General features: G+C 74.7%; 15 protein-coding genes and 2 pseudogenes. 9 read left to right on the top strand and 8 right to left on the bottom strand.

Translation table 11 applies throughout. From position 1 onward, the window contains the following. Positions 1–372: pseudogene (locus ACI792_RS17100) on the bottom strand (hypothetical protein); the annotation flags it as partial. Between ACI792_RS17100 and ACI792_RS17105 the strand changes: the two are divergent. Further along, a complete protein-coding gene (locus tag ACI792_RS17105; RefSeq protein WP_456603651.1) occupies positions 302–1,312 on the top strand; it encodes a UDP-glucose--hexose-1-phosphate uridylyltransferase in 1,011 nt (336 codons plus the stop codon). The pseudogene ACI792_RS17100 and the gene ACI792_RS17105 sit on opposite strands and share 71 nt — an antisense overlap. Next, complete coding sequence (gene galK, locus ACI792_RS17110) at positions 1,309–2,475, top strand: galactokinase (RefSeq protein ID WP_456603652.1); 1,167 nt, start codon at positions 1,309–1,311, stop codon at positions 2,473–2,475. Before ACI792_RS17105 ends, galK begins: the two co-directional genes overlap by 4 nt. Here galK and ACI792_RS17115 read toward each other — a convergent pair. The 3 genes from ACI792_RS17115 to ACI792_RS17125 form a co-directional block, all read right to left on the bottom strand. Continuing rightward, positions 2,463–3,443 (bottom strand): phosphotriesterase family protein, encoded by a 981-nt coding sequence (locus ACI792_RS17115; protein WP_456603653.1) that lies wholly within the window; start codon positions 3,441–3,443, stop codon positions 2,463–2,465. The genes galK and ACI792_RS17115 overlap by 13 nt on opposite strands. Before the next feature lie 24 nt (positions 3,444–3,467). Continuing rightward, positions 3,468–4,967, bottom strand: coding sequence for a class I adenylate-forming enzyme family protein (locus ACI792_RS17120; RefSeq protein ID WP_456603654.1), 1,500 nt, complete (start codon positions 4,965–4,967; stop codon positions 3,468–3,470). A gap of 86 nt (positions 4,968–5,053) precedes the next feature. Further along, positions 5,054–5,887 (bottom strand): TSUP family transporter, encoded by an 834-nt coding sequence (locus ACI792_RS17125; RefSeq protein WP_456603655.1) that lies wholly within the window; start codon positions 5,885–5,887, stop codon positions 5,054–5,056. Between the two features lie 116 nt (positions 5,888–6,003). Here ACI792_RS17125 and ACI792_RS17130 point away from each other — a divergent pair, with 116 nt between their 5' ends. Continuing rightward, the gene (locus ACI792_RS17130) at positions 6,004–6,864 is read left to right on the top strand and encodes a polysaccharide deacetylase family protein (protein ID WP_456603656.1); all 861 of its coding nucleotides are present in this window, start codon (positions 6,004–6,006) and stop codon (positions 6,862–6,864) included. Between the two features lie 4 nt (positions 6,865–6,868). On the opposite strand, the gene ACI792_RS17135 is transcribed toward ACI792_RS17130, so the two are convergent. From ACI792_RS17135 to ACI792_RS17145, 3 genes are all read right to left on the bottom strand, one after another. Next, positions 6,869–7,618: an alpha/beta hydrolase family protein gene (locus ACI792_RS17135; protein WP_456603657.1), complete on the bottom strand. Its 750-nt coding sequence runs from the start codon at positions 7,616–7,618 to the stop codon at positions 6,869–6,871. A gap of 40 nt (positions 7,619–7,658) precedes the next feature. Then, complete coding sequence (locus ACI792_RS17140; protein ID WP_456581416.1) at positions 7,659–8,687, bottom strand: ATP-dependent 6-phosphofructokinase; 1,029 nt, start codon at positions 8,685–8,687, stop codon at positions 7,659–7,661. A 115-nt stretch (positions 8,688–8,802) separates the two neighbouring features. Continuing rightward, positions 8,803–9,639: an acyl-CoA thioesterase gene (locus ACI792_RS17145; RefSeq protein WP_456603658.1), complete on the bottom strand. Its 837-nt coding sequence runs from the start codon at positions 9,637–9,639 to the stop codon at positions 8,803–8,805. Between the two features lie 276 nt (positions 9,640–9,915). Here ACI792_RS17145 and ACI792_RS17150 point away from each other — a divergent pair, with 276 nt between their 5' ends. Beyond that, positions 9,916–10,782, top strand: a complete 867-nt coding sequence (locus ACI792_RS17150) for a siderophore-interacting protein (RefSeq protein ID WP_456603659.1) — start codon at positions 9,916–9,918, stop codon at positions 10,780–10,782. Between the two features lie 61 nt (positions 10,783–10,843). Beyond that, entirely contained in the window at positions 10,844–12,376 is a 1,533-nt protein-coding gene (locus tag ACI792_RS17155) for a DUF2252 family protein (RefSeq protein ID WP_456603660.1), read from the top strand. A gap of 62 nt (positions 12,377–12,438) precedes the next feature. Here ACI792_RS17155 and ACI792_RS17160 read toward each other — a convergent pair whose 3' ends face one another. Next, the gene (locus tag ACI792_RS17160) at positions 12,439–13,509 is read right to left on the bottom strand and encodes a YihY/virulence factor BrkB family protein (protein ID WP_456603661.1); all 1,071 of its coding nucleotides are present in this window, start codon (positions 13,507–13,509) and stop codon (positions 12,439–12,441) included. 89 nt (positions 13,510–13,598) lie between these two features. On the opposite strand from ACI792_RS17160, the gene ACI792_RS17165 reads away from it, so the two are divergent. From ACI792_RS17165 to ACI792_RS17180, 4 genes and pseudogenes are all read left to right on the top strand, one after another. After that, positions 13,599–14,069, top strand: coding sequence for a heme-degrading domain-containing protein (locus tag ACI792_RS17165; RefSeq protein WP_456581411.1), 471 nt, complete (start codon positions 13,599–13,601; stop codon positions 14,067–14,069). An 84-nt stretch (positions 14,070–14,153) separates the two neighbouring features. Continuing rightward, positions 14,154–14,753: a TetR/AcrR family transcriptional regulator gene (locus ACI792_RS17170; RefSeq protein ID WP_456603662.1), complete on the top strand. Its 600-nt coding sequence runs from the start codon at positions 14,154–14,156 to the stop codon at positions 14,751–14,753. A gap of 6 nt (positions 14,754–14,759) precedes the next feature. Further along, positions 14,760–16,955 (top strand): MMPL family transporter, encoded by a 2,196-nt coding sequence (locus ACI792_RS17175; RefSeq protein WP_456603663.1) that lies wholly within the window; start codon positions 14,760–14,762, stop codon positions 16,953–16,955. A 161-nt stretch (positions 16,956–17,116) separates the two neighbouring features. After that, positions 17,117–17,434, top strand: a pseudogene (locus ACI792_RS17180) (endonuclease); the annotation flags it as partial.

Here is a 17,434-nt window from a genome sequence, read left to right on the forward strand (position 1 = left end):
GGGCGCCCCGTCGGAGAACTCGACCCCGGCCTTGACCCACGTGTCCGGGGCCGCCCGCAGCAGCAGCCCGGCCTGGTCGTCGTGCACGAACCCGTACGAGGTGTGCCGCCAGGCGTCGCTGCCCTCGACCGCGGTGACCAGCAGGTCAGTACGTCCTCGCGCACGGCGGCCGGCGGGGTCGTCCACGTGCCGGCGTCCCACGGCTGCAGCTGCAGCCCTCCGTCGGCCATACCGGCACGGTATCCGCGCTGCGGCGCCTCCCGGCAAGCGTGCCGCGACGGGCCCCGGGCATCCTGAGCCCGTGTTCGACTCGACGCACCGGCGGCTGAACCGGCTCACCGGCGAGTGGGTGCTCGTCTCACCGCACCGCACGGCTCGGCCGTGGCAGGGCCAGGTGGAGGACGCGCGGGTGCCCGATCTGCCCGCGTACGACCCGCAGTGCTACCTCTGCCCGGGCAACGAGCGCGCCGGAGGGCACCGCACCCCGTCCTACGACGCGACGTTCGTCTTCGACAACGACTTCGCCGCGCTGACCCCGGACGCCGCGCCCGCGGTGTCGGACCGGGACGGTCTGCTGGTCGCCGAGAGCGAGCGGGGCGTCTGCCGGGTGGTCTGCTACTCACCGCGGCACGACCTCCCGCTCGGGCGGCTGCCGGTCGAGGAGGTCCGCGCGGTCGTGGACACCTGGGCCGACCAGTACACCGAGCTCGGCGGGCTCGACTGGGTGAGCTGGGTGCAGGTGTTCGAGAACCGCGGCGCGGCGATGGGTGCCAGCAACCCGCACCCGCACGGCCAGATCTGGGCGGAGGAGCGGCTGCCCACCGAGGCGGTCCGCGAGCTCGCCGCCCAGGACGCCGCCGCCGCGGCCGGGAGCTGCCTGCTGTGCGACTACCTGGCGGTCGAGGAGGCGGACGGGGAGCGCATCGTGTTCCGGGACGAGCACGTCACGGTGCTCGTGCCCTTCTGGGCGGTCTGGCCGTTCGAGACCCTGGTGCTGCCGCGGGGCCACTGCGGCGCCGTGCCCGACCTCGACGGGGCCCGGCGGGACGCGCTGGCCGCCGCGCTCCGGCGGCTCTCCCGCCGGTACGACGCGCTGTTCGGCGTCCCGTTCCCCTACACGATGGGGCTGCACCAGCGCCCCACCGACGGCGGCACCCACCCGGGGTGGCACCTGCACGGGCACTTCTACCCGCCGCTGCTGCGCTCGGCCACGGTGCGGAAGTTCATGGTCGGCTACGAGATGCTGGCGCAGCCCCAGCGGGACATCACTCCGGAGACCGCGGCCGCGCGGCTGCGCGAGGCGTCGGCGTGACCGGGCTCCGCGCGGCCTTCGCCCGGACGGTCGGCGGGAACCCCGACCTCGTCGTCCGCTCGCCGGGCCGAGTGAACCTGATCGGCGAGCACACCGACTACAACGACGGGTTCGTGCTCCCGGCCGCGCTCGACCGCGGCACCGTCGTGGCGGCCCGCCGGCGCGCGGACGGCCGGCTGCGGACCACCGCCCTGCGCATGGGCGAGACCGACGAGCGCCCGCTGGCCGACCTGCGCCCGCACGAGGGGCCGGGCTGGTCGCGCTACGTGGCCGGGGCCGCCGCCGTGCTGCAGGACGAGGGGCACGACGTCCCCGGGGCCGATCTCGTCGTCGACAGCGACCTGCCGCTCGGGGCCGGGCTGTCGTCGTCGGCGTCCCTGGAGCTCGGCGTCCTGGTGGCGCTGCTCGCCCTGGCCGGGGAGCAGCTGCCGCCGCAGCGGCTGGCCCGCCTGGGGCAGCGGGTGGAGCACGAGGTCATCGGCGTGCGCAGCGGGATCATGGACCAGCTGGCCATCGCCTGCGGCGCCGCGGGTTCTGCGGTGCTGATCGACTGCCGCTCGCTGGCGGCCGAGACCGTCCCCGTCCCCGCCGGCACCGCGATCCTGGTCCTGGACAGCGCCGTCCCCCGCACCCTGGCCGGGTCGGCCTACAACGACCGCCGGGCGGAGTGCGAGGCCGCCGTCGCGGCGCTCCGCGCCATCGCACCCGGGCTGCGCGCGCTGCGCGACGTCTCCCCCGCCCTGCTCGCCGAGCACGCCCACCTGCTCGATGACGTGCAGCTGCGCCGGGCCCGGCACGTGGTGGGCGAGAACGACCGGGTGCTGGCCGGTGCCGCCGCGCTGCGGCTCGGGGACGCGGCCGCGTTCGGCGAGCTGATGGGCCGCTCGCACGCCTCCCTGCGCGACGACTACGAGGTGAGCATCCCCGAGCTCGACACCCTGGTGGAGCTCGCCGAGGCCACGCCCGGCGTCCTCGGCGCCCGGCTGACCGGCGCCGGGTTCGGCGGCTGCGCCGTGGCGCTGGCCGACGCGGAGCAGGCCGCCGGGGCGGCCGCGGCCATCACGGCCGCCTACCGCTCGGCCACCGGGCGCGCCGGCGAGGCCACCGTCTGCGTCGCCTCGGACGGCGCCCGGGTGGTCTGGCCCCCGGGCTACTCGAAGTAGCGCCGCGGGGTGTCGACCAGCATCTGGCGGACCTGCTCCTCGGTCATCCCGCGCTCGCGGAGCATCGGCAGCACGTCCTTGCTGATGTGGGTGTAGTTCCAGTTCGGCGCGATCTGCTGCTTGGCCGCCTGCCCCTCGGCCCCCGGGAAGTAGTCGATGTAGCAGCTGGCGTCGTGGGCGAGGACCATCTTGCCGGCGTAGCCGCGCTCGGCCAGGGCGACGATCGTGTCGACCCGTGAGGACGTCGGGTTGTAGATGTCCAGGCCGAACCGGTCCATGCCCAGGAGGCAGCCGGCCTCGGCCAGCTCGCTCAGGTAGTCGAGGTCGTTGCTGTCGCCGGCGTGCCCGATGACGACCTTGGTCAGGTCGACGCCCTCCTCGCCGAACACCTGGACGGCGAGCCGGCCGGCGCCGGTGTGGGAGGAGGTGTGCACGGTGATCGGGGCGCCGGTCTCCCGGTGGGTCGCGGCGACGGCGCGGACGGTCCGCTCCACCCCGGGCGTGAGCCCCTTGGCCTCGATGACGCACTTGAGGAAGGCCGCCTTCACCCCGGTGTCCGCGATGCCGTCGCGGATGTCGCCCGTGAAGTCGTCGACCATCGGGTCGCGCGGCAGGTCCAGCAACAATCCCGGGCCCCGGTGCTCGTACTGGTGCGGAATCTCGTCGTAGGTGTAGAGCCCGGTGGCCACGACGATGTTGACGTCGGTCTGCTCGGCGACCCGCTGCACCCGCGGGATGTAGCGCCCCAGCCCCCACACGGTCGGGTCCACGATCGTGTCGATGCCGAGCGCCTTGAGCTCGTTGAGCTGGCTCACCGCGTCGGCGACCCGCTCGTCCTCGTCCCACCAGTCGCCGGTGCCGTAGTTCTGCACGTGCTCGGTGGAGAGCACGAACACGTGCTCGTGCATGAGGGTCGCACCGAGGTCGGCGGTGTCGATCGGGCCACGGACGGTCTCGACGGTGGGCACTGCGGGGCCTCCAGGGGGTCGGTCCTAGCGGGCGGTCTGCCAGTCGGTGTGCTCGCGCAGCGGCGGCTTGAGCACCTTGCCGCCGGGGTTGCGCGGCAGCGGATCGGTGCGCACGGCGACGAACTGCGGCACCTTGAAGTCGGCGAGCCGCTCCCGGGCGAAGGCCAGCAGGTCGTCGCGGTCCACCTCGCGTCCGGGCAGCGGGACGACGACGGCGCCGACCTTCTCGCCCATCATCGGGTCGGGCACCCCGACGACCGCGACCTCGCCGACGGCCGGGTGGGCGGCCAGGGCGTTCTCGACCTCGACGCAGTACACGTTCTCGCCGCCGCGGTTGATCATGTCCTTCTTGCGGTCGACGACGAAGACCAGGCCCTCGTCGTCGAGGCGGGCCAGGTCGCCGCTGCGCAGCCACCCGTCGACGAAGGTCTCCGCGGTCTGCTCGGGCTTGCGCCAGTAGCCGGCCACCACGTTGGGGCCGCGGATCAGCAGCTCGCCGACGCCGGTGGCCGGATCCGGGTCGTCCACCCGCAGGTCGACGACGGGCGCGGCGAACCCGACCGAGTCGGCGTGCTCGGCCGCGTACTCGTCGGGCAGGTAGGTCGAGACCGAGGAGGTCTCGGTCAGCCCGAAGCCGTTGCCGACCCGAGCCGTCGGGAACGCCGCCTTGATCCGGTGCACGAGGTCGGGAGCGATCGGCGCGCCCCCGTAGCTGACCGCCCGCACCGAGGACGTGTCGACGTCGGCGAATCCCGGCTGCTGCAGCGCCAGCCAGTAGATCGCCGGCACCGTCGTCAGCACCGAGATGCGCTCCTCCTCGATCGCGCGGAGGAACGCGCCCACCTCGAACGCGGGCATGACCACCGCCCGCCCGGCGACCGCGGTGACGACCAGGAGCTGGGAGTTGCAGCCGGTGACGTGGAAGAGCGGCACCGAGATCAGCGTCGAGAGCCGCTCGTCGCGGGGCAGCCCCAGGCAGCGCAGGCAGGTCTCGACGTTGGACAGGAAGTTCTCGTGGGTGGTCATCGCACCCTTGGGGAAGCCGGTGGTGCCGCTGGTGTAGAAGATGCCGGCCAGGTCGGTGTGCGCCTGGTCGTCGACCACCAGCGGCTCGCCGTCGGGCAGCGGCGTGCCGGGCTCGACGACCAGGGTCGCGCCGGAGTCCTCGACGACGTAGCGGACCTCGGGCTCGGCGAACCGGGTGTTGACCGGGACGACGACGGCCCCGGCGAGCAGCGTCCCCCAGAACACGAGCACCCAGTCGTTGCCGTTGCCGAGTCGGTTGGCGACCCGGTCGCCCGGGCCCACGCCCGCCGCCCGCAGCCCGCCGGCCACCCGGGCCGCGCGCTCCCACAGCTGCCGGTAGGTCAGCCGCTCTCCCCCGAGCTCGACCAGCGCCTCGGCGTCGGGGTGGGCGTCGACGGCGGCGCGGAGCAGGTGCACCAGGTTCCGCGGCAGGCCGGTGTAGCGCCGGATGCCGTCCGGCCCGACCTCCGTGCCGCTGCGGTCGAAGGGGCTGGGCATCCGCGACCTCCCGCTCACCTCGACGAATGCGTGGTCCCGGCAGTCTGTCGGCGGCCGCCCGCGGTGTCCACCGGCGGCGCCACGGCTCAGCCGAGCAGCGGCCTCAGGTTCTCCTCCCACACGTCCCAGCCGAGCCGGCCGATGAGCGCCGTGACCACCACGAGGAAGACCACGCGGATGAACCCGCTCCCCCGGGTGGTCGCCGTGCGGGAGCCGAGGTAGCCGCCGAGCATGTTGGCCGCACCCATGAGGATGCCCAGGCCCCAGAAGACCGCGCCGATCGGGGCGAAGAAGAGCAGCGCACCCAGGTTGGTGGCGACGTTGACGATCTTGGCCTTGGCGCTGGCGTGCAGGAAGTCGTATCCGAGCAGCGACACCATGGCGAACACGAGGAACGACCCGGTGCCGGGGCCGAGGATGCCGTCGTAGAAGCCGATGGTGACACCGAGCGCTGCGGCCACCCCGTGGTGTCGCCGGCCGGCATGGCGCAGCGCCGTCACCTCCCCGAGCGAGGGGCGCAGCAGGGTGAAGGCAGCGATGGCGACCAGCGCCACGACGATGACCGGCTTGAACACAGACGCCGGCAGCGCCGCGGCCACCGACGCCCCCGCGAAGCTCCCGGCCAGCGCCACCAGGGCCATCGGCAGGGCGGTGCGCAGGTCGGGGCGGACCCGGCGCTGGAAGGTGACGGCGCTGGTCGTGGTGCCGAAGATCGACGCCAGCTTGTTGGTGGCAAGCGCCTCGACCGGGCTGATCCCCGGCACGAGCAGCAGCGCGGGCAGCTGGACGAGCCCGCCACCGCCGACGACGGCGTCGATCCACCCGGCGGTCAGCGCGGCGACCAGCAGGAGCAGCAGGACACCGCCGGAGATGCCCTCGGGCAGCAGGTCGACCGGGAGCACGTCCCCCACCGCCGCCACGACCTCCTCGTCGCGAGCCCGGCCCGGGCACGCCCCCGAGAACGGTAGGACCCCGGCCCGGGCACCCCGCGGCCGGGGTGCTTGCCCGGGGCGACCCGGGCGGCGAGGGTGGGGGCGTGCGCAGACGGACCCTCCTCGCCGCGGCCGGGACGGCCCTGCTCAGCGCCTGCTCGAGCCCGACCGCGGAGCCCGCGGCCGCCCCGCGGACCTCCCGCCCCCGCACATCGGCCCCCTCGCCCATCACCGAGCCCGCGCCGACCAGCGCCCCGCCGACCCCCGCGACGGCGGCAGAGGTGCTGGCCCGCTCCACCGTGCCGGTGCTCTGCTTCCACCAGCTGCGCGAGTTCCGCGCCGAGGACAGCGCGTACGCCCGCACGATGATCACGCCGCCGGGGATCTTCCGGGCCCAGCTGCAGGCGCTCCGCGACGGCGGGCGGACCCCGATCGGCGTACCGGAGCTGCTGGACCACCTGCAGTTCGGCGCGCCCCTGCCCGACCGGCCGGTGCTGCTGACCTTCGACGACGGCTCGGCGACCCACCACTCGGTGGCCCTCCCCCTGCTGCGGGAGCTCGGCTTCCCGGCCGCGTTCTTCCCGATGACCGTCGTCCTGGGCAAGCCGGACTGGCTGAGCGCCGACCACCTGCGCGAGCTCGATGCGGCGGGCATGACCATCGGTGCGCACAGCTGGGACCACCAGCGGGTCGACCGGCTCAGCGGCGACCAGTGGGTGGTCCAGCTCGACCGGCCGCGGGAGGAGCTGGCCGGCATCCTCGGCCACCCGGTGGAGACCATGGCCTACCCCCACGGCATGTGGTCACCGGAGGCGCTGCCCCGGGTCGCGGCGGCGGGCTACCGGGCCGCGTTCCAGCTCGCCGACCCGCAGGACCCGGCCCATCCCCTGCTGACCGTCCGGCGGATCATGCCTCCGCCCACCTGGGACGGCCCGACGCTCCTGTCCCGGCTCGACGCGTTCTGAGCGGTCAGCTCAGGGCGTCCAGGGCGCCCAGCACCCCCGGCCAGGCGTCGCTGCGGGGGTCGATCAGGGCGAAGTGGCCGCAGGGGACGAGGTGGAGCCCGGCCGCGGGGTGGGCCCGGACGTAGGACCGGCTCAGCTCCGGCGGCACGACGCCGTCCCCGGTCCCGTGCACGATCCGCACCGGGGTGGCCGGCGCCGGCAGCCGCGCGGGGTCCAGGTCGGGGCGCCGGTCGGCGTCCTCCCCGAGAAAGGCCGCCACCGCGTCGCCGTCGAGGCCGAGGGCCTGCCCCAGCCGCAGGTCCGCGACGGGCGCGAGGGCGAGCACGCCGACGGGTGGGGCGGCGGCGGTCGCGGCCGCGTGCAACGCGAGGTGCCCGCCGGCCGAGTGCCCGGCCAGCAGCACCTGCCGGCCGCCGGTGAGGTCCGGCCGCCCGGCGACCGCCTGCAGCGCCGCGTGGACGTCCGCCACCGCCAGGTCGGGGCGGCCGGGGACGCGGCGGTACTCGGGGGCCACCGTCCGCCAGCCGGCCTGCGCCAGCGCCTCGGTCATCGCCCCCAGGTGCGCCCGGTCGTAGGCCGGGCGCCAGAAGCCGCCGTGCACCACCACGAGCAGCGGCCGGTCGGCCGGGGCGGCCGCCGCGAGGCGGACGTCCGCGACCTGCTCCGCGGCCGGGCCGTACCGGAGGACGTCGTCGGGGGGCGCCGACGGCCGGGTGAGCACCGACCGGTCCTCGGGTGCGGGGTGCGGGGGCACGCCCGAGGATGGGCCGGGCCGGCCGGCGCCGTCCAGCCGCTCAGCCGGTGAAGGCCCGGATCTCGGCGAGCCGCTGCGGCGTCACCGTCTTCAGCCGGGCGACCGCCCGCGCGAGCGGGACCAGGTCGATCTCGGTCCCCCGGAGCGCCACCATCTGGCCCGTGTGCCCCTCGTGCGCGGCGATCGTGGCGTGGAGCCCGAAGCGGGTGGCCAGCACCCGGTCGAACGAGGTCGGCGTCCCCCCGCGCTGCACGTGACCCAGGACGGTCGCCCGCACCTCCTTGCCGGTGCGCCGCTCCAGCTCCTCGCCCAACTGCTGGGTGACGCCGGTGAACCGGCGGTGGCCGAACTCGTCGACGCCGCCGCGCCGGAAGGCCATCTGACCCGGCAGCGGCTCCGCGCCCTCGGCGACGACGCCGATGACGTGGGAGTCGCCACGGGCGAACCGCTCGCACACCAGGCGGACGACCTCGTCGACGTCGAACGGCTCCTCGGGCACCAGGGTGAGGTGCGCGCCGGCGGCCAGGCCGGCGTGCAACGCGATCCACCCGGCGTGCCGGCCCATCACCTCCACCAGGAGCACCCGCTGGTGGGACTCGGCCGTCGTGTGCAGCCGGTCGATGAGCTCGGTCGCGATGCTGACGGCCGTGTCGAACCCGAACGTGAGGTCGGTGCCGTCGATGTCGTTGTCGATCGTCTTGGGGATGCCGACCACCGGGACGCCCGCCTCCGACAGCAGGTGCGCGGCGGTGAGCGTGCCCTCGCCGCCGATCGGGATGAGGACGTCGATGCCGTGCTCGTCGAGCGTGCACTTCATCTCGTCGATGCCCGCGTGCAGCTTCTCCGGCGCGACCCGCGCCGAGCCCAGCGTCGTGCCGCCGCGGGTGAGCAGGCCGTCGACCGCCGCCACGTCCAGCGGCGTGTACCGGTTCTCCAGGAGGCCGCGCCAGCCGTCGCGGAAGCCGACCACCTCGCTGCCGTAGTGGGCACCCGCGGTGCGGACCACCGAGCGGATGACGGCGTTGAGGCCGGGGCAGTCCCCGCCCCCGGTCAGGATTCCGATGCGCACCGGCTGGCTCCTCGCGCTCGTGGGCCGGGTCCACCCGACCGTACGTCATGACGTCTAGACGACCGCGGGTCGACGCGCAGTCCGCGCGGTCCCGGAGCGAGGGCGTGACCGACGGTCACCGGTCCGGGCGGAAAGGGTTCCGGCCGGGCCGGAAGAGCGTCTCCTGCGCGAAGCTCGCCGCCAGCACGCCGTCGGCCGTGGTGATCGACCCGGTGTACCAGCCGCGCCCGCCGGCCACGGTGCGCGGGACCATGTCCATGAGCACCCAGTCGTCCAGCGGGGCGTGCCGGTGGAACCACACCGCGTGGTCCAGGCTCGGGCCCGGGGCGGCCTCGTCGTCGGGGAGCGCCGACAGGCCGGTGCCGATGTCGGACAGGTAGGCGAGCACGCAGGCGTGCACCAGCCGGTCCTCGGGCAGCGGCACCGTGGAGCGTGCCCAGAAGCGGGTCGGCCAGTGCGCGTCGGGGAAGGGCTGCGTAGGCCGCCGGCCCTCCACGGAGAACAGCCGGGGCAGCTCGAAGACCGGCGATCCGTCCGGCGGGTCGACCGCGGGGACCTCCTGGACCTGCAGGTCCGGCCCCGGGCCGGGCACCTGGAAGGACGCCGCCATGCTGAAGACCACCACGCCGCCCTGGATGGCGACGACCCGCCGGGCCGAGAACGAGCCGCCGTCGCGGTCCCGGTCGACGCGGAAGACGGTCGGCCGGGCGGCGTCCCCGCTGCGCAGGAAGTAGCCGTGCAGCGAGTGCGGGAGCCGGTCGGCCGCCACCGTGCGCCCGGCCGCGTACAGCGCCTGCGCCGCCACCTGACCGCCGTAGAGCGGGAAGGGATCGGTGAACAGCAGCGTGCTCCGGTAGAGGTCGCGGTCGATCTCCTCCAGCGCCAGCACGTCCAGCACGGTCGGCCCGGCGTCCGAGCGGTGCGCCGCGGTGCCGGTGGTTGCAGTTCCCACCCGGGGAACATAGCCGCAGCGCCGCGTCGCCGAGCTCGCCCTCCATGCCCGTCCCCGTCCGGAACCCGGTCCTCGGCGCCCTCGACCTGTACGGCTGCCCCCGGACCGACCGCCCGCGGTGATCATCGACCTCTGTAGCGTCGTCCCCGCGCGCCGACCGCCGTCCGGACGGACCCGGACGGACACCGCGCGCACAGCACCCGCGCTCCCCGCGTCCCGGGGGCGGCGGCACGGTCGGTACTGCGGTCGCCCGGCGCGGCCGGGAGCGGAGCAGCGATGAGCGAGCCACGGCGGAACGACGACGGGCGACCGCCCCGCAGGCGGACCCCGCGGATCGGCGAGGTCGTCCGGACCTCCTGGATCACGCCGCACATGATCCGCGTGGTGCTCGGGGGCGACGGCCTGGCCGGCTTCCCCGACGGGGAGTTCACCGACCGCTACGTCAAGCTGCTGTTCCCGCCGGCGGACGCTTCCTACGCCGTCCCCTACGACGTCGAGCAGGTGCGCGCCGAGCTGCCCGCCGACCAGTGGCCGGTGACCCGCACCTACACCGTGCGGGCCTGGGACGCGGTCGCCGGTGAGCTGACGATCGACTTCGTGCACCACGGCGACGAGGGGCTCGCCGGCCCCTGGGCCGCGGCGGCGCGCCCCGGCGACCGCATCCAGTTCATGGGCCCGGGTGGCGCCTACGCCCCCCGGCCGGACGCCGACTGGCACCTGCTCGCCGGGGACGAGAGCGCGCTGCCGGCGATCGCCGCGACCCTCGACCGGCTCCCCGCGGAGGCCCGCGCGCTCGTGCTCGTGGAGGTGGCCGACGCCGAGGAGGAGCAGGAGGACCTCGTCGTCGGCCCGGGCGTCGAGCTGCGCTGGCTGCACCGCGACGGCGCCGAGCCGGGCACGCTCCTGGTCGAGGCCGTCCGGGCGGAGCCGCTGCCGGCCGGCAGCGGGCACGTCTTCGTGCACGGCGAGGCCCACGCCGTCCGGGAGCTGCGCCGGCACCTGCGCGCCGAGCGGGGGCTCGACCCGGAGTGGACGTCGATCTCCGGGTACTGGCGGCGGGGCGACACCGAGGACCGCTGGCAGTCGGGCAAGCGCGAGTGGAACGCAGCCCTCGAGGCCGAGGACGCCACGGCGCCCCGCTGACCTCGAGATCCGTCACACGATCGTCGTGCCTGGCCCGGGTGCGGGCGGGTAGGCCGGGTGCATGCCCTCCGACACTCAGCTGACGACCGCCACCCGAGACCAGCTCCTGCGCCTGGCCCGCGAGCGCGGCATCCCGGGGCGGAGCCGGATGGCCAAGGACCAGCTGGTCGCCGCGTTGCAGGACGCGGAACGCCCGACGGCGCTGCACGAGACCGAGCGCCCCGGGGCGGGCCGCCGGCAGATCAGCTCCCGCGTCGAGGCGTTCCGCCGGCTCGCCGAGGCCCGGGCGGCGGGCGAGATGGTGCTCATCCCCCGCATGCTCACCGGCAACGACCGGCGGGTGCACGTGCGCGAGACCGTGCGCGAGGACCACGAGACGCGGATCGCCACCGGTGACCTGGAGGCGCGCGCGAAGTTCGACAAGCTCGCCGGCTCGGTCTTCCACTTCTTCCGCGGCACCAACCTGCTCTTCTACCGCGACCTGGTCGGCGAGGACGCCCGGCTGCCCACGGTGCTCGCCCTCGGCGACGTGCACCCCGGCAACTTCGGGGTGATGCCCAGCTCGGACAACGTGCCGATCTTCGGCGTGAACGACTTCGACGACGCCTACTACGCCCCCTTCACCTGGGACCTGAAGCGCGGCGCGGTCGGCTTCCTGCTCGGGGCGGCGGAGAAGTCCGGGTACGGCGGGAAGAAGCAGCGCGCCATCGCCGAGCGGTTCCTGCGCGGCTACGCGGCCGGCATTTCCTCCTACGCCGCCGACGGGCGGGAGGAGACCGAGCAGCTGCGGATGGACAACGCGCCGCCGCTGATCGCCGAGCTGATCGCGGGCGCGCTGGGGACCAGCCGCGCCGACTGGCTGGCCGGCCTGCTGGACGAGACCCGGAGCGGGTTCCGGACCGACGAGGAGCTGGTGCCGGTCAGCAGCCGCCGGGCCGAGTTCCAGGGGATCGTCGACCGGTTCGTGGCCGACAACGAGGTGCCGGTGCCCGAGCGGGCCGGCCGGATGCGGGTCAAGGACGTCGCCGAGCGGCGCGGCGCCGGCACCGCCTCGCTGGGGCTGCCCCGCTACTACGTGCTGATCGCCGGCGTCCGCGACGACGGGACCGACGACCTGCTGCTGGAGTTCAAGCGCGCCCGCCGCTCGGCGCTCTCCGGGCTGGTGCCGCCGTCCGGCTACGAGGTGGACGGCCAGGCCGACCGGATCCGGCACGCCCAGCGGGTGCACCTGGTCAGCGGGGACGTCTTCTACGGCAGCGTCGACATCGACGGCGAGAGCTTCATGGTGCGCGAGCGGGCGCCGTACCGGGACGACATCGGCCTGGGCTCCCTGTCGCCGCGGGAGTGGAAGCAGTACGCCGGCATCTGCGGCCGGGTGCTGGCGCACACCCACGCGATGTCCGACGAGACCGGAAACGTCGACTACGACGTCGAGCCCGCGATCCTCGACGCGATCGGCAACCGCGACCTCTTCGTCGACGACGTGCTGCGGTTCGCCGAGGAGGCGGCCGACCGGGTGCGCCGGGACCACGGCTACTTCACCGCCGACCACGCGCTCGGCGCCTTCCGCAGCGTGGACGTCGTCTACCGCTGAGCCGGCTCCGCCGGTCGCTGGCACCGTACGACCGCGGGAGGGTGCCGGCCTCGGCGCGCCTCCTACCCCGGCGGGCGGGCGCCGGCCTCCCCCTCCGCATCGGAGAGCTCCCCCGGGACCTCCCGAGGAAAGCCCTCCACGTCACCCGGCCCCGGCGGGGCGTCCTTGCGGAAGGATGCCTCCACCCGCTGGAAGCCCTTGTACCGCTCGCTGCGCGCGTAGCCGGTGTACGCACGGACGTCTGCCCGGGTCAGCTCGACGTCGTCGGTGAAGGGGGTCAGCAGCGACCGCGGGTAGAGGCGCCGGTGCCGGACGACGTTGATCTCCGCGGCCAGGACGACCACGAGGGCCTGCAGGTAGATCCAGACGACCAGGCCGAGGATCACCCCGAAGACGCCGTACACGTCGCTGACCCGCGTCACGTACGTGCCGAAGTAGTAGGTGCCCAGCACGTGCAGGAGCTCCCAGAGCACCGCGGCGATCCCGGCGCCCACCGCGACGTTGCGCCAGTCCAGCCGGCGGGCGGTGAGCACCTGGTACAGCACCAGGAAGATGCCCACGTTGATCACCAGGCCGGCCAGCGTCCCCAGCACCGTCACCAGCGGTCCCGGTAGCGGGAGGACGTCCGAGGACGTGGTGACGCCGGCGGTCAGCGCCGTCGACGCCACCGCCCCCACGCCGAGGACCAGCACCAGCAGCAGGCTGCGCAGCCGCGAGAGCAGCGGGTTGGGCTGGGCGAAGCGGGGGACGGCGTAGATCCGGTTGAGCGCCGCCTGCGCCGCCTGCATGACGCCCAGGCCGCCGTACAGGCTGCCCACGATGCCGATGACCAGCGCCACCCCGCTGCCCCGGAACGTGCCGATGTTCTCGACGAGCGCCGGGCCCAGCAGGGGGAAGTCCGAGAGCGCCGATTCCAGGATCCGCTGCTGGAGCTCCGGGTCGTCCTGCAGCAGGAAGCCGAGGACCGAGGTCAGCACCAGCAGCAGCGGGAACAGCGAGACGAACCCGTAGTAGGTGATCAGCGCGGCCAGGTGCGGCCCGCGGTCGTCGACGAACTTGTAGACCACCGCGAGCGGGAAGCCGACCGCGGGATGCCTGCTCTGGAACGCGTCGAACCGTGCGGCGACAGCCATGCGTGCACCCCTCCCTCGACGGACGGCTACCCGGAACCGGTCCGCGCACGCGCCGGGACGTGGAGCCGGCGGCCGGGTAGGAAGGACCCATGACGCAGCCGTTCCCCACCGTCGCCGAGCTCGCCGCGGAGGAGCAGGAACTCCAGCTCACCTCCTTCACCCACGAGGACGCCTGGGTGCTCGGCTGCGCGCTGGTCGCCGCCGCGCGCCGCGACGCCGCGCCGGTCGCCATCGAGATCGTGCGCAACGGCCAGCGGCTCTTCTCCGTCGCGCTCCCCGGCGCCACGCCCGACAACGCCTCCTGGATCGAGCGGAAGTCCCGGGTCGTGCACCGGTTCGGGCACAGCTCCCTGCACGTCCGCCAGGACAGCATCGAGCGCGGCACGACCTTCGAGGCGGAGTTCGGGCTGGACCCGCAGCTCTACGCCGCGCACGGCGGCGCCTTCCCGCTGCTCGTGCGGGACGTCGGCCCCGTGGGCGTCGTCGCCGTCTCCGGCCTGCCCCAGCTGGCGGACCACCGGATGGTGACGACCGTGCTGGCCGAGCACCTGGGCCGCTGACCCCCGGCCCGGTGTGGCCAACGGCACCGACCGATCCGGTCGGTCCCCCTACCGAATCGGTCGGTGGCCCGTAGCCTGTGCGACGTGGCGCGTCCGTTCCGGCAGCAGATCGACGAGGGCATCCTCGACCAGGCCGCCGCCCTCTTCGCGCGCCGCGGCTTCGCCAAGACGTCGGTCCAGGACGTCGCGGACGCGGTCGGCCTCTCCAAGGCGGGGCTGCTGCACCACTACGCCAGCAAGGAGACGCTGTACCGAGCGGTGCTGGCCCAGGCCGGCGTCCTCGGGCAGCGCGTGCTCACCGCCGTCGGCGAGCTGCCGCCCGGGCCGGAGCGCGACCGGCGCGCCCTCGAGGTGCTCGTCGACGTGGCCCTGGCCCACCCCGGGGTGGTCGCGCTCCTCCTGGCCCCCATCACCCAGGGCGAGCAGGACTGCGCGGCCTCCGAGGTCGAGGCCGCCGGCGCGGCCGCCCTGCAGGCGTTCGGCGTCGACCCCGGGGCGCCCACCTCCGAGCGGGCGATCCGGGTGCTGGGCGCGCTGACCGCGCTGGCGGTGCTGAGCCTGACTGCCCATCAGGAGGACGACGTCACCCGGTGGCGGCCCTGGATCGTCGCCACCTGCTTCGACGCGCTCGGGCACCGCCTGCCCGGCGCCGCTCTTCCCATTCCCCACCAGGTGGAGGCCTGATCCCCCATGGCTGTTGTGCTGTCCCGGCTGGGTGCGCTCGCGCACCGGCGCCGGCTCCCGGTGATCCTGGTCTGGCTGGTGGTGCTCGTCGCCGGCGGCGCGGGCGCGGCCACCCTCGCCGGTGAGACCTCCGACGCCTTCAACATCCCCGGCCAGGAGTCGACCACCGCCCTCGAGCGGATCGGCGAGGAGTTCGGTGCCGCCGGGGGCGCGTCGGCCCGGGTGGTGATCGCCGCGCCCGAGGGAGAGACGCTGACCACGCCGGAGAACGCGACCGCCATCGGGCAGCTGGTCGCCGAGCTGGGCGGACTGCCCGGGGTCGCGGGGGCGAGCAACCCGCTGGACCCCGCGGCGCCCACGGTGAACGCCGACCACACCACCGCCTACAGCTCGGTGACCTTCGACAGCGGGCTCGGCGAGGTCGCCCCCGAGCAGCGGGACGCGCTCCTGGAGACGGTCGAGGAGGCCGGTGACGGCGCGCTCACCGTCGAGGTGACCGGCCAGGCGATCCAGGAGCCGCCGCACGTCGGCGGCCCCGCGGAGGTCATCGGCGTCGTCGTCGCGCTCGTCGTCCTGGCCGTCACCTACGGCTCCCTCGTCACCGCCGGCATGAACCTGCTGACGGCCGTCGTCGGCGTCGGCATCGGCGTCCTCGGCGTGACCATCGCCACCGGCTTCGCCGAGCTCTCCTCCACCACCCCGATCCTCGCGGCGATGCTGGGCCTCGCGGTCGGCATCGACTACGCGCTGTTCATCGTGACCCGGTTCCGGCAGGAGCTGCGGCACGGCTCCACCGTCGGGACCGCGATCGCCACCGCCGTGGGCACCGCCGGGTCGGCGGTGGTCACCGCGGGGCTGACCGTGGTCATCGCGCTCCTCGGGCTCTCCGTCGTGGGCATCCCCTTCCTCACCCAGATGGGCATCGCCGCCGCGGCGACGATCGTCGTCGCGGCGCTCGTGGCGATCACCCTCGTGCCCGCGGCGCTGAGCTTCCTCGGCCGCCGGGCGCTCCCCCGCCGGCACCGGGCCGTCATGGACACCGACGCCTTCCCCTGGATGACGCCGGCGGACGCCGGTGGCCGCGGTTTCCTCGCCGGATGGGTCGCCACGGTGACCCGCCACCGCGTGGTCTCGCTGCTGCTGGCGGTGGTGGTGCTCGGCGTGATCGCCATCCCGTTCTTCTCCATGCGGACGACGCTGGTGCAGGAGCCGGCCGAGGACTCCACGGCGGCGCGGGCCGATCAGCTGTTGGCGGAGGGCTTCGGCGAGGGCTTCCTCGGCCCGCTGACCATCCTCTTCGAGGGCGAGGGCGCACCCGAGGCCGCCGCCGCAGCCGGCGCCACGGTCGCCGGCGTGGAGGACGTCGCCCTGGTGACCCCGCCCACGCCGAACGCCGACGGGACCGCGGCCCTGCTCAACGTCATCCCGGCGTCGGGGCCGGCCACCGCCGAGACCGAGCAGCTCGTCGAGGACCTGCGCGCCGAGCTCGCCGACCTGGAGGGGGTCGAGGCCTCCGTCACCGGCGCCACCGCGGTGAGCGTCGACGTGGCCGACAGCCTCAACGAGGCCCTGCCGGTCTACCTGCTCCTGGTCGTCGGCCTGGCGTTGGTGCTGCTCGTCCTGGTCTTTCGCTCGCTCCTGGTGCCCCTGGTCGGCGTGCTGGGCTTCGTGCTCACCGTCGGTGCGTCGCTCGGCGCCGCCGTCGCGGTGTTCCAGTGGGGCTGGCTGGCCGACCTGGTCGCCCTGGAGGTGACCGGGCCGCTGATCAGCCTGACGCCGATCCTGGTGATCGGCATCCTGTTCGGGCTGGCGATGGACTACCAGATCTTCCTGGTGTCCCGGATGCACGAGGCGCACAGCCACGGCGCCGCGCCGCTGGAGGCCATCCGCACCGGGTTCCGCCAGGCCGCACCGGTCGTCGTCGCCGCGGCGCTGATCATGTTCTCTGTCTTCGCCGGGTTCGTGCCCGCGGGTGAGCCCACGATCAAGTCGATCGCGTTCGCCCTCGCGGCGGGCATCTTGTTCGACGCCTTCGTCGTCCGCATGGTGCTGGTCCCCGCCGCGCTCGCGCTGCTGGGCCACCGGGCCTGGTGGCTGCCGCGCTGGCTGCAGTGGCTGCCGGTGCTCGACGTCGAGGGGGCCGCGCTGGAGAAGCGGGAGCCCGCGCGCGACCGGGAGACGGTCGGCGCCGCTCCACGCTGAGCCGCACCGCTCGTGGACGGCCCCCCTGCCTCGTGCAGGCGGGCCGTTCGCCGTTCGACAAGTGCATCCGGTCGCGTCAAGCCTGCCGGGACATCTGTGGACTCGGCTCTGACCTGCACTTTCGCGCTGCGGATGCCGTCGGCCGGCGGTAGTGTTCGCACATGCGTTCGACAGGACCGTCTGGTGCGATCGACCGGTTGGTCGCCGCGCTGGACGACCTGGCCGGCGAGCGGATCGAGGGTGCGTTCGGGCCGCAGCTGATCGAACGGCTGGCCCCGCTGCTGGTGGCCGGGAACCGGCTGACCACCGAGATCGCCCGCACGGTGCGGCAGTGCGAGCTCACCGGGGCGGCCGAGCACGACGGGCAGAAGACGATGGCCTCCTGGCTGCGCGGGCACGCCCGGTACTCGTCCGCCGCCGCCTCCCGGCTGGTGAGCACCGGACGGGCGATGGAGGCCCTACCGGCGGTCGCCGCCGCG

Source organism: Blastococcus sp. SYSU DS0669 (assembly GCF_054050895.1).